This is a genomic window from Paraferrimonas sedimenticola, assembly GCF_002282855.1.
GTDB classification, from domain to species: domain Bacteria; phylum Pseudomonadota; class Gammaproteobacteria; order Enterobacterales; family Shewanellaceae; genus Paraferrimonas; species Paraferrimonas sedimenticola.
The window spans coordinates 41,307-54,317 of sequence record NZ_NRIR01000013.1; the positions used below are offsets into that span (position 1 = coordinate 41,307).

8 protein-coding genes are annotated in these 13,011 nt (G+C 50.3%); all 8 read right to left on the reverse strand.

Annotated features, from left to right (window positions below; all coding sequences use genetic code 11):
• Positions 1-176: 176 nt before the first annotated feature.
• The 8 genes from CLC93_RS16940 to proQ all read right to left on the reverse strand — a co-directional run bounded on the left by CLC93_RS16940 (position 177) and on the right by proQ (position 12,989).
• The gene (locus CLC93_RS16940; protein WP_095507208.1) at positions 177-2,540 is read right to left on the reverse strand and encodes an efflux RND transporter permease subunit; all 2,364 of its coding nucleotides are present in this window, start codon (positions 2,538-2,540) and stop codon (positions 177-179) included.
• A gap of 2 nt (positions 2,541-2,542) precedes the next feature.
• Positions 2,543-3,568: a WD40/YVTN/BNR-like repeat-containing protein gene (locus CLC93_RS16945; RefSeq protein ID WP_095507182.1), complete on the reverse strand. Its 1,026-nt coding sequence runs from the start codon at positions 3,566-3,568 to the stop codon at positions 2,543-2,545.
• A 76-nt stretch (positions 3,569-3,644) separates the two neighbouring features.
• Entirely contained in the window at positions 3,645-5,009 is a 1,365-nt protein-coding gene (locus CLC93_RS16950; protein WP_095507183.1) for a DUF1329 domain-containing protein, read from the reverse strand.
• A gap of 13 nt (positions 5,010-5,022) precedes the next feature.
• A complete protein-coding gene (locus CLC93_RS16955) occupies positions 5,023-7,062 on the reverse strand; it encodes a DUF1302 domain-containing protein (RefSeq protein WP_095507184.1) in 2,040 nt (679 codons plus the stop codon).
• Positions 7,063-7,371: 309 nt separating this feature from the next.
• Complete coding sequence (locus CLC93_RS16960; RefSeq protein WP_095507185.1) at positions 7,372-7,593, reverse strand: DUF2835 family protein; 222 nt, start codon at positions 7,591-7,593, stop codon at positions 7,372-7,374.
• Between the two features lie 4 nt (positions 7,594-7,597).
• On the reverse strand, positions 7,598-10,201 hold the full coding sequence (gene pepN, locus CLC93_RS16965; RefSeq protein WP_095507186.1) for an aminopeptidase N: 2,604 nt from the start codon (positions 10,199-10,201) through the stop codon (positions 7,598-7,600).
• A gap of 76 nt (positions 10,202-10,277) precedes the next feature.
• On the reverse strand, positions 10,278-12,323 hold the full coding sequence (gene prc, locus CLC93_RS16970) for a carboxy terminal-processing peptidase (RefSeq protein ID WP_095507187.1): 2,046 nt from the start codon (positions 12,321-12,323) through the stop codon (positions 10,278-10,280).
• A gap of 27 nt (positions 12,324-12,350) precedes the next feature.
• Positions 12,351-12,989 (reverse strand): RNA chaperone ProQ, encoded by a 639-nt coding sequence (gene proQ, locus CLC93_RS16975; protein WP_095507188.1) that lies wholly within the window; start codon positions 12,987-12,989, stop codon positions 12,351-12,353.
• Positions 12,990-13,011: the final 22 nt, after the last annotated feature.

Here is a 13,011-nt window from a genome sequence, read left to right on the forward strand (position 1 = left end):
CTTGCCGAAAGTCTATAACTAAAATGCGGTTTTGAGTAGCTTTAAATAGCAAAAAATGCAGCGATTGAGGTCTGTCCTGTTGCAAATAAAACAGGGCGTTAGCAATGGTTGGATTAAAAATGCAGCAAGTTTGAATAGACGCACCAAAACCACAGGTTTTGGTGCGTTTTTAAGCGTTAGGCTTTTTTGCCTTGATTGCGCCAGAACAACCAGGTCAACGCAGGCAGAACAGTAATTGCCGCCAGCATGTTCACGAAGAACATAAAGGTCAGCAAAATTCCCATATCCATCTGGAACTTAAGCGCAGAGAAGAACCAGGTGCTTACACCAATTGCCAACGTAAATCCGGTGAATACCACCGCACTGCCCCGCTCGACTAGCGCATCGGCGAAGGCCCGCTGTACCGGCAGTCCCTGACGTAGCTTGTGGTTCATGGTCGACAGTATGTAGATACCGTAATCCACACCAATACCCACACCTAAGGCAATCACAGGTAAGGTACTTACTGTCAGGCCGATTTCGAGCTTGGTCATCAGCGCCTGCGCCAAGGTACTCACCACATACAGAGGAATGATCACTGCAATGGTGGCTTTGAGCGAGCGGAAGCTCAACAGACACAAAATAAATACAGCACCGTAGACGTAAATCATCATAGGTACCTGAGCACCCGATACCGCTTCATTGGTGGCAGCCATCACGCCTACCGGCCCCGAGGCCAGCTTGAAAGTCAATTGCTCGTCGTTAAACTCGCTTTGCAGTTGCTTAACCGCGTTGACCACTGTTTCAATAGTCTCGGCTTTGTGGTCCTGTAAGAACAAGTACACCGGCATGTTAGAGCAATTGTTGTCCAATAGGCCGGAAGTGGTTGGTACTCGGCCTACCGCCTGTACTAGCGACGCGGTCGTGCGAGGTAATACGCTCCATTTAGGGTTACCTTCGTTAAAACCGGCGTTAACTCGCTTAGCCACCGAGGCCAAACTCACCGCCGATTGCACACCTGGTACGTTTTCCATGCGCCATTGGAAGCGGTCGATTTTGTCCAACACATTGTGATAGGTGCATGCTTCAGGGAAACCTTCGACTATCACGCTAATTACATCAGTAGTAATACTGAAGTTCTCTTGAATAAAGAAGGTGTCTTGGTTGTACACCGAATCTTGGTGCAACGACGGCGCGCCGGCATGCAAGTCGCCTATTTTCATGTCTTGCGATACGAAATAACCCAACGCAAACAGGCCGCTGGCCAGCAACAAGGTTGGAATCGCAAATTGCTTTGTGGCGAAACGGCTAATGGACTGCCAAATCGGATTTGGCGTCTGGCTCTTGTGCGCTTCGCTTGGTTTAAAGCGAACAAAGCTCAGCAACAGCGGCAGTAACACCAAGTTGGTGAAAATAATCACCGCCACACCCAGCGAGGCACTGATGGCCAGCTCGCGAATGATACCAATATCGATAGCCAGTAAGGTTAAGAAGCCAACGGTATCGGACAACAGCGCAATACCACCAGGAATCAACAGCGCGGCAAAGGCCGCTTGTGCAGCAGTAAGCGAGCTCATACCCTCGGCCACGCGATGCGCCACCGCATTGATCATTTGCACCCCGTGACTGACACCGATGGCAAACACCAAAAACGGCACCAAAATCGACATGGGGTCTAAACCAAAGCCCACCAAGTGCAACAAGCCCAACTGCCAAATAACCGCGATTAGGCTACAAGTCAGTGGTAATAGGGTTAAAACCACAGAGCGTGCAAACCAGTACACCATCAAAGCGGTAATCAGAATCGCGATTGCGAAGAAGAACACCACGTCCTTGGCGCCATCGGCCACATCACCCGCCATTTTGGCAAAGCCGATGATATGGATTTGAATGTGCTCGTTTTGGAATTGGCCGCGAAGTTCATCTTCAAGAGTGCGAGCAAAGGCCAGAGTATCTAACGGTTTACCAGTGTTAGGGTCGAACTCCATTAATTGAGCCGTCACCATAGCCGCGCTGTAGTTTTCAGCGACCATGCGACCGACAATACCGGCTTTTTCGATGTTGCCGCGAATGGTTTCTAGTCCAAATTCCACTTGCGCCATCGCATTAGGATCTGGCTCTGCGCCGTCAAGGCCCAACACTCGGTCGTTAATCACGAAATCCGCTGGAATAACCGGGCCACCGGCAAAGCCGTCTTCGACAACTTCAGTGAATCGAGTTGACGGAGAATACAGAGACTTTACCTGCGAACGGTCAACGCCTGGAATAAAAAACAGTTGATCGTGTACGCCCTTAAGAGCGGCAAAAAATCTGGGATTAAAGATATTACCGCTGCGGTCTTGTACCGCGACCATGATGTTATTCGCCCCACCAAATTGCTTTTGATGCTTGAGGTAAGTCTGCATGTAGGGGTGGTTTAGCGGAATATTTTTTGTAAAGGCCGCGTCTAGGGTCAGCTGGGAAGCCACCCCGGCTAGCACCACTGTCAGTAACGCAAAGGCTCCAATCACCACACGACGATAGCGAAACAACCAATACTCGAGCTTAAGCGCGTCGTTCATTTTCATGGAGTAACTTCCTTGATTAACTGTGCTTGGGTTTGCAAGCCTTGCGAGCCCGCTAGCCACAATTCACCCTGAGCATCCTGCGCCAAACTAATGAGATCTTGCCCCTTTTGCAGCGCAATCGCTTTAAAACCAGCCCCTTGCTGCCAACGCAGTAACTCACCACCATTGGCTACCGCAAGCATTTCTCCTTGCTCAGTGGCCAGTAGTTGATTGATGTTGCCATCAGTTTGCGCCACTTCTGCTTGCCAATAACTCAAGTTATTGTCTGTGCTAAAGATATTGCCTCTAAGGCCAGCAACAAAGATTTTACCGTCGGCGTTTTGCGCCGCGGTAAAGAAGCTGCCCTCATAGGGAGAGTCAACGCGCTCAAAAGCGCTTGCGTCTTGGTTGCCAATGGCGACAAAACCCATCTCACCGACCAACAACAGGCGTCCGTCTGCAAGCCGAGTTATCGCATTAAAGTGCGGCAAAATGGCGGCGCGTTCAAATAGGTAATCTTCTTCTGATTCTGCGCGCACCTCATCGAGGTACTCTTTATCTTCGGGATACAACAGCTCTTCTCTGAATTCCCGCTGCCAGGTTTGACCCGCATCACGACTGCGATAGAACAAGCCATAAGCACCAACGGCAATGATGTGCTGGTCGTCGAGCATAAACACGTCTAACAAGGGGTTTTCTAGCTCTGGGTCAAAATTGCGCAATTGCCAAGTGCTACCATCGTCGCTACTCACAATGCTGGCATCGTGACCGACGGCCATGGCGCGTTTTCCCTCGCACCGGACCTTAGTCAACAGCGCATTAACTGGGCTGGTTTGCTGCTTCCAGTCAGTTTCGTGAAGTAATATTTGACCGCGCTGACCTACCGCCAGCATGTGGCCGTTGCAGCGAGCAATAGAAAGGGTCAGCGACTGTTGCGCTAAAGGTTGCATCTCGCTAGGAGTGGCCTGGGGCGTTTGCGCCGCCGCCGTGCTTCCCAAAGCGCAGATACATGCTCCGGCGAGCAATGAAGGTTTCAACCACATAATGAATTCCGTATAAAAAGGGGCCACATCTGCGGCCCCCTAATTTCACCCTAGCCTGTTGCTTGGGTGCTAACGATTAACGACGGCCCGAACGTCGCAGAGCTTGTGGCGTGTAACCACTGTCTGGCAGCTCGGCGTTGAAGTCGTACATTTCGTCTTCGTTGTCCAAGCCCATGGCCAAGTAACGACGCGAGCTCAGGTCGTGGAATACTTCCAGCGTAGTCCACAAGGTCGGTACGTCGTAGTAGTTGACAATGTGTGCCTGTGCCACACGGTACAACTGGTCGCGGTTGTCGTAGATATCCGTCACGGCAATCTGCCAAGAATCTTCGTCAATATAGAAAACGCGCTTCTTGTAGATGTGGCGCATATCGTCTTTTAAGGTCGCTTCTACCACCCACACTCGGTGCTTCTCGTAGCGAACTAAGTCGCTGTTGATGTGGCCTGGAGTCAGAATCTCTTCGTAGGTCACTTTATCCGAGTGAAGCTTGTAGTCATTGTACGGAATGTACAATTCTTGCTTGCCCTTCAGTTCCCAGTTGTAGCGAACTGGAGAACCATTGAACATATCGAAGTCATCGGTGGTACGCAGACCGTCCGATACGGTTCCCGGAGTATCAAAAGCAACGTTTGGCGCGCGACGTACGCGACGCTGACCCGTGTTATAGGTCCAAGCCTGACGAGGTTGCTTGAGTTGGTCCATGGTTTCGTGAACCAAGAGCGCAGTACCGGCCAAACGCGCTGGCGACTTAACGACCTGCTTAAAGAAGAACAGAATGTTTTCTTTCTCGAGTTGCTCGGTTGTGATGTCAGGACGGGTGTAACGGAAGCTAATGTCTTCGTCCAGCTTGATCAGCGTATAGCTACCACCGGCGGTAGGCGCTGCCTGACCACGACGGTTTTTCATGCTTACGCCACGAAAACGCAGAGTATGATTCCAAATCGCTTCTAAACCATTCTGCGGAATTGGGAATGGCACACCAATTTTGGCGTTTTTCAGACCATTACCACCGTCGACCAGCTCTGCCGTTGTGGCATTAGCCTTAGTGGCGTCTAGCACATACTGTGGGTAAGAGGCACTGCGTCGAGTCGGATATACCTTCATTTTGAAGGTGTTTGGATACAGTTCAAACAAAGCCAGCTGACCTGGAGTCAGGTTGTCCTTGTATTGAGCCGCATTGCTCGCATCAATCACAAATTCCACTTTATCGTCGGCAAACGGGTCTAAGTGGTGCATACCCACTTCATAGCCCGCAGGCGCTTGAGTAATACCGCCCTCGTAAGCAGGGATAGAACCGTCGGCGTTACCGGCTTTTTCGGCACCCATAATAGTCAGCTCAGCGCCAAGCTTGGCGGCTTCCTCGGGTGACACCTTAGCGAAAGCTGGGGTAGCGCTAAGCGCTACCACCAAGGTGCTTAAAATTAGGCTTCTTTTTTTCATCTTGTGCCCTGCCTTAAATTGAGTACTTGAGGCTAACTGAAACGTAATCGCGGTCTTTAAGCTGGTTGGTCGTTCCCACGCCACCCATGAAACCGTTGTAGCTTACGTCAAAGCCCCACTTGCTTTGGAAGTCAAAGTTAATGCCCGCTGAAACTTTTTTCGTGCCTTCAGTAAACAGGAACATTGGGTCTGGTGTTATACCCTTAACATCGTGCGACCAGATCACTCGAGGCGCTACGTTAATACCGGCAAAGGCGTTGTTAAAGTCCATTTTACCCACCAAACGATAGCCCCAAGCGCTGTCAGTTGGGAATGGGTTGGTTTCAGGACCATTGTGCAGCGCTTGAATAATACCCGGCATATCAGGGTTGCCGCCGCTTCGTGCAGTACCAGGGCCGTTTAGGCGCAACTCGTCAAAACCTGGCATATCGTGGATCCACACACCACCCACTTCGGCAAGGAAGGTGAAGTTGTCGGAGCCAATGGTAGGACCAAACAAATGAGTGAAAGTCACCTGAGCTTGCGTGGTATCACGACGGATAAAGCCCTCAGCGTATTCACCAGGGTTGATCACATCCATTTGTGAGATACCGTCTAGGTCAGGTCGCAAACCGGCATTGGCCAACTGTTGTGGCATGGCGGCAAACAACAACTCAACGTCATCAATTTGCAAAGGCTCATCTTGGCGGTGAGCAATTTCACCGGCAACCGAGGTGTTACCAATGTTGGTGTTGAAGCTAAATCCGTACAGTTTGATGTCTTCTGGATAGACAATTTGAGCTTTGGAGAAGGTATTTAGGCTAAGCATCACATCGCGGTCAATACTGCCCGCGTTGGCCGCCAGCGCGCCGATGTCGGCACTGATAGCCTCTGCTCTGAAGTCTGATACGGTACCCGAAATCAGCGGACGGCGAGAGTGATAGTTCATGAAGTACAAACCAAACTCGGTATCAGCTAATTGCGGTGCGTAGTAAGCCAATTTCAAACCGTACTGGCCATCATTACGCGCTTTGGATTGATCTTGAATCAAGGTGGCTTTGGTGGAGTAAGCCAACATCATATTGCCCAAATCTGCGGCCGATACTTGACCAGACAGAGCTGCTGCACCAATTTTTTCCATCTCACTGATGATGAAATTCAAGGTCAAATCTGGGTTTGCGGTGAAACCGAGCTGAGCGTTGTTAACGTAACCACCATAACCGGCGAAATCGTTAGTTGATAGGAATGAACCCGGCGCAGGCACCCAAATCGGTTCCCACTCGTACTGATAGAAACCTTCAAGCGACAGCTTTTCGGTAATTCCAATCGAGGTCCAGAACATACCTTGTGGGCGGAATGCTTCCTTAAGTTCAGCACCCGGTTGATTCAGAATGTTTAGATCCACAGGGTTAATCACACCGATACCGTGTGGAATCAGAGTGCTTTCACCCCAAGAGATTACTTGGCGACCCAAACGAACCGATACAGGGTTGTAACCGTCGTTAAAGTCCCAATCGGCAAATACGTAGGCATCCAGTAAGCGCACGTCCTGACACTGCACTTCTTTGGCCTGCTTGTCAGCACAAGGGTCAAACCTCTCGCCTGTGACAGGATTGCCGTAGTCGAACTTGGCGTCGTTTAACTTCTTGTCGTAGAAATACATGCCACGGGCAAACACACCGAAGTTGTTGTAGACCAACTCCAGTTCGTGCACACCTTTGAAGACCTCTGAAGTGGTATCGCCTTGGCTATACAGCAGGTTACTTAAGTCACCGTTGGTTGAGTAGGAACCGGGTTGTGCCCAGATCTCAGACGAGCCGTACAAAGGGTTATTAAAAGCACTGTAGCCGGTCCAGTCGAACTGCGGCTGATTGGACTTACCGATTAAGTTGTCCCAGTCGCGTTTTTCTGTCCGCCAACTAGCGCCCAGCGTCCATGTAGAGTCAAAACTGCCCTCCACGTCTCCCCAATTAAAGGTGACCGCTTGGACCGGTGCACATAGAGTTAAGCCCATCGCGGCCGATACGCTTAACGCCAGAGCTGATTTGGTAAAACCCGCTGCTCTGTGTTTCATGATTGGTTGTCTCCCTAACCTGCGCATTATTGTTTTCATTAGGCTAACAAATACATAGCCCGCAGCTAACATCATTGTTACAAGAATAGGCCGCTTAGAGCAAGCATGAACAGAACTAAATTGACTTTAAATAGAGGGGGTTAGCAATAAATAGGAAAAAAGAGGCCCCAAACGCATTTGAAAAACCAAAAACTGATTAGACCAGTTACCATCTTTAGGCACTAAGCGCCTGTAATTGTGGGCTTTAAATAATTTTTGATGTGCAACCAGATGTGTTGCAAAAATCAGCAGGCGTTTTAAGTAAATGCTCTAACTGGAAATGCGCTGCAGGCTTAAAAACTCACCGTTTTCACTGAGTTGTATACGAAATAAGCCCTGAATACCGCTTGGGGAGAAATAGCTTCTGAAGTGTCTGGCGTGAATGTGAAGTACCCGGCCCAAACGGTCGCGTACTTCGACATGCTGCAGGCTGCCCTGATAGTAGGGCAGCATTTGTTGATAGCTTAGATTGATGTAAAACTCGGTTTGCATGGGGCTAAGCGTCGAGTGCTTTACTCACCTTCTCATAAAGGTCTTTGGCCAAATCTGGCATGGCCAACAGTCGTGACAACTCCCCTTTCATCAGCTCCTGTCGCTTGACATCAAAGCGCTGAAATTGAATCAGAGGCGTGATAAGGCGTGACGCTACTTGCGGATTAAGTGAGTTCAACTCGATTAACCGCTCGGTTAAAAAGCGATAACCACTACCGTCTGCCTTGTGGAAGTTAGCAGGATTGCGGTTGGCAAAGCTGCCAATCAAGGAGTAAACCCGATTGGGATTGCTCATACTAAAGGCTTGGTGGCTGCACAGGTATTCCATGCGCTCAAGCACATCTTCGTCGTTGCGACTGCCCTGCAAGGCGAACCACTTATCCATCACCAAAGGTACTTTGACCCACTTTTGTTCAAACTGCTTTAGCATCTCATCAGCACCTGGCACCTTGTACAGCGCTACGGCGGCCAATGCCGCCAAGCTGTCAGTCATATTATCCGCTGAATCAAACTGCGACTGACACAATGCTTTAGCTTTGGGCACGCCTGCGGCAGCTAGATAACTCAAGCACTGATTCTTGAGGGCTCGACTCGCTGGTGTAGGCGATTGCTCGTTCGCTAGATTTGCATAGGTATCGGCTAATACCTGCTGGATCTGTGCGCCAATTTGTTCACGATGATAGGCTCGAGCTTCCAGTAAGGCGTCCACGTCTGCCTTACCACTGGCGTCAACTAGTGCGGCAAACTCAGGCGTGGCGATGCACTCGGCGACGAACGCTAAATCTGCATTGGTTTGCCCAAGTAAGCCCTCAAAAGCGCTAATTAGATCCTTTGGTGGCTGACACGCTTCGCCACCTTGAAGTCGAGCAACATTTTCAAGAATCAATTTGGTTGCCAGCGCTTGCGCCGCATCCCAGCGACTGAATTCATTACTGGCGAAGCGAATCAGGTGGGTTAACTGCGCTTCAGAGAACTGGTAATCCAACTTCACAGGAGCTGAGAACTCGCGCAACATGGAAACCACTGGTTCACAGGGTACTTGGCTGAACACAAAGGTTTGCTCGCTTTCGCAAAGGTTCAAAACGCTATTGATTTGTGCGCCCTGCTCGTCTCGCAATTCGATGGCCTTGCCATTACCATCCAGAAGCTCGATATCAAAAGGAATGTGGAAAGGCAGTTTGGCCGAACCGTCGGCGGTGTCTGGCGTTGATTGAGACAAAGTTAACTCAAAACGCTGCGACTTAGCATCATAACTGTGGCTTACCGCTACCGTTGGAGTACCGGCTTGCGAGTACCAACGGCGGAACTGGGTTAAATCCACGCCGGATGCGTCTTCCATGGCCGCCACAAAGTCGTCACAGGTCACCGCCTGCCCATCGTAGCGTTCAAAGTAGAGCTTCATCCCTGCTTGGAAGCCACTCTCACCCAACAAGGTGTGCATCATACGAATCACTTCCGCACCCTTGTTGTACACGGTAACCGTGTAGAAATTGTTCATCTCGATTACGGATTCAGGACGAATCGGATGGGCCATAGGACCTGCATCTTCGGCAAATTGCGCGTTGCGGATGGCTTTAACCGCATCGATGCGATTAACGGTGCGCGAGCCTAGGTCAGAGCTAAACTCCTGGTCGCGGAATACGGTGAGACCCTCTTTTAAGCTCAACTGAAACCAATCGCGGCAAGTGACGCGGTTGCCTGTCCAGTTGTGAAAATACTCGTGGCCGATAACTGACTCAATGCCGTGAAAATCCGTATCGGTAGCTGAGGCTTTATCCGCCAACACATACTTGGTGTTGAACAGGTTTAGCCCTTTGTTCTCCATCGCGCCCATATTGAAAAAGTCGACAGCGACAATCATATAGATGTCCAGGTCATATTCGAGATCAAAGCGTTCTTCGTCCCACTTCATCGAGTGCTTTAGCGAAGCCATAGCGTGATCCGCTTTGTTGAGGTTGCCCTTGTCGACAAACACTTGCAACGCCACTTCACGGCCACTACGAGTGGTAAAGCTGTCGTTGAGGCAATCAAAGTCACCGGCTACTAGCGCAAACAAATAGCTCGGCTTTGGAAACGGGTCTTGCCACTCGGCATAGTGTTTGTCACCGTCCAAGCTACCTTGTGCAATCAAGTTGCCGTTACTCAACAGATAGGGAAAGTCGCTAAGCGGTGCTTCGACACGCACTTGATAGCGAGCCAGCACATCCGGCCGGTCTAGAAAATAGGTGATTCGGCGAAAACCCTCGGCTTCGCACTGTGTGCAATAAGCACCGTCTGATAGATATAAGCCCTCTAGCTTTGAATTGGCCTTAGGGTTGATTTCAGTCACGATTTCAAGCTCGGCACTGTCGACAGGTAGCGGCAGCTCCAGGCCTGAGTCAGTGGTTTGATAATCGTTGCAAGGCTTGCCATCTATCGATACCGACAAGAGTTTTAGCTCATCGCCATCAAGGGTTAATTGAGTCGCTTCAGAGTTTAGGCGGCTAACGGTCGAACGCGCGGTGACTCGCGTGCGCTCTGGGTCAAGTTCAAACGTCAGGTGAACGTCGCTAATGGTGTAGTCTGGGGCACGATAGTCTTTTAGATGGCGCGCTTGCATATCTGTCATTGTGCTTCTCTTCGCTTCTGTTTTTTTCAGCCAACAAAAAAGCCAGTCATAAGACTGGCTTTAGGCGTTATTTCACTTATTTTTTAACGTAAAGATTCGACTGGCTCATGTCCAAAGTGATGGCCACAGTCTGGTCTAGGAATAAGTCTGGACTCTCCAGATCATCCGGTAAGTCGTCTAGGCTTTCTACTGCCTCTTTGCCTTCATTTTTCAAACGGGCATTGGCGCGAGTTAGTGCCTTTTTGTCGTCGGCGTCGCGTTCGGCTAGTCGCTCAGACTCTACCAGAGAAATCGACTTGTCTTCATGACGAGCCTTGTATTCCTGAATGTCTTCCATCACATACACGTATTCAGGGTCTTTCACCACACGCTCTTGGTAATTGGCATCGAGTGACTCCACCAATTGCGGCGTGATCCAACCTTGGTAGCGATAGTTGACCTTGGCAATCTTATCCCATGGCAACGGGTTGTCTTCATCCGCTTCACCATGCTCACCCGCTTCATAGGCGGTTGGGAATGCGATGTCCGGTGTCACACCCTTAATCTGAGTACTGCCGCCGTTAATGCGGTAGAACTTGGCAATGGTGTACTGCAGATTGCCTACTGGCTTCTCGTACATGTCGTACATGCGGCCTAGGCTGGTGTGCTGTTGCACAGTGCCTTTACCAAAGGTGGTTTCGCCAACCACTAACGCGCGACCATAGTCTTGCAAGGCGGCGGCGAAAATCTCTGATGCCGAGGCGCTGTAGCGGTCAACCATGACAACAAGCGGGCCATCATAGGCTAGTTTGCCGTCGCGATCTTCGTTTTGGCTGATGCGTCCGCTGGCGTCGCGAATCTGTACCACAGGACCGCGCTCAATGAAGAGTCCAGTTAGCGCTGTGGCTTCAGTTAGCGCGCCACCACCATTGGTGCGTAGATCGACGATGACGCCCTTGATGTCTTGGTCTTCAAACTCGGCGAGTTTGGCAGCCACGTCTTGAGACACGTTCATGTAGAAACTCGGGATTTCGATAACCCCAACTTTCTGACCTTTGAAGGTGCCCTCTTTGGCTTCGATGACCTTGCCTTTAACGGCGCGATCTTCAAGGCGAATTTTGTCACGAACCAAGGTCACGTCAACAGCTTTGGCGTTAGCACCACCTTTTTTCGGTAGCACCTGCAACACCACTTCTGAACCCTTCGGACCCTTGATTAAATCCACCACGTCGTCGAGACGCCAGCCGATAACATCCACCAACTCTTCGCCTTTTTGGCCAACCGCAATAATGCGATCATCCGGCGACAGCTTTTCGCTCTTGGCCGCAGGGCCGCCGCTTACTAAGCTGCGAATAGTGGTGTAGTCGTCTTTAATCATCAGCACAGCACCTATGCCTTCAAGGGACAGATTCATGTCCTGCTTGAAACGGTCGGCGTTGCGCGGCGATAGATAGGAGGTGTGAGGTTCAATGGTTCGCGCCACCGCATTCATTACGGTTTGGAACACATCTTCGCTGTTGGTTTGCGACAAGCGCTTAATAGCGTTGTTGTAGCGCTTAGCCAGCATTTCGCTGATTTCGGGCCACTCTTTACCAGTAAGTTTAAGATTCAACGCATCGTACTTGACCCGTTGACGCCATATTTCGTTGAGCTCAGCTTCGTCCTTAGCCCACGGCGCTTCGCTGCGATCGTAGTAGTAGGTGTCACCCTTCTGCTCAAAGTCCATCTCTTTGTCGAGTAGCGACAAAGCATAGCTAAAACGCTCGAAACGGCGTTTGCTAATGGTGTTGTAGATTTCGTACGCAGTCTGCAACTCACCCGACTTAATCATTTCGTCGAACTCGTGCTTGTGCTTGGTGAACGCCGCTATGTCCCCTTGGGTCAAGAAAGCGCGGTTGTAATCCAACAGCTTGAGGTAGCGGTCTAGCACCTGCTCGGAGAATTCGTTATCTATGCTAAAGCGTTCATAGTGTTCGCGGGACAATTTACCGGCGACACGCTTACTGGCGACTTTGTGCTGCGGTTCTTGCTGCAACAGTTCTAGGTCATCCGCTGACAAGGTAGGCTCGACCGCTTGTGCGGATAAGGCTGTTACACAGCTAAATACCACGCCTACGGCGATGGCAACCGTATTTTTACGCATTAAACAAACTCCCGGTGACACAGTTCACTAGACTTGAATATGCTCTAAACGCACCTTGACGGTCAAACCGCTGTCTAGTTGAACGTTAACTTCTTGTTTGACTATTTCTAATACTTGACCAGAAACCGCCGACTTACCAAGTTTGACCTTAACTTTTTGCTGAGGTTTCAATTCAGCAAGACTTTGTACTGGAGTCCCTTCTTGCTCAACCTCGCGAGGTTTGCGAGCTGGCTTGTCGGCACTCTTAGCAGGTTTACGGCCTTTTGGCATTTGCGCACGAGCGTTGCGTTTGCTGTTTTTGCGAGCCTCTGCGGCTTTTTCAGCGCGCATGGCTTTGGCTTTGGCTTGGCTTTCTTCCAGCGCCTTCGCTGCGTGCTCAACGTGCTCTTCTTCCAACACACCACATGGGTTGCCGTCCAAATCAACACGCTCAACGCCAGCTTTGATGCTTTTTAGATAGCGCCAAGAGTTGGTGTAACGACGGATCGCGACACGCAACTGAGTCTTAGAGACTTTAGGATCTTCGGCTAAACGCTCGGCCAGTTCTTGAAAAAGACCGATTTTTAGCGGTTTTGTTTCACCAGTCGCGGTAAAACATTGAGGGAATTGTTGAGCTAAATACTCGATAACCTGGTTAACGTCAGTTAACTTTTCGGTTTGTTCCATTATGACTTCCAAATAAGAAATT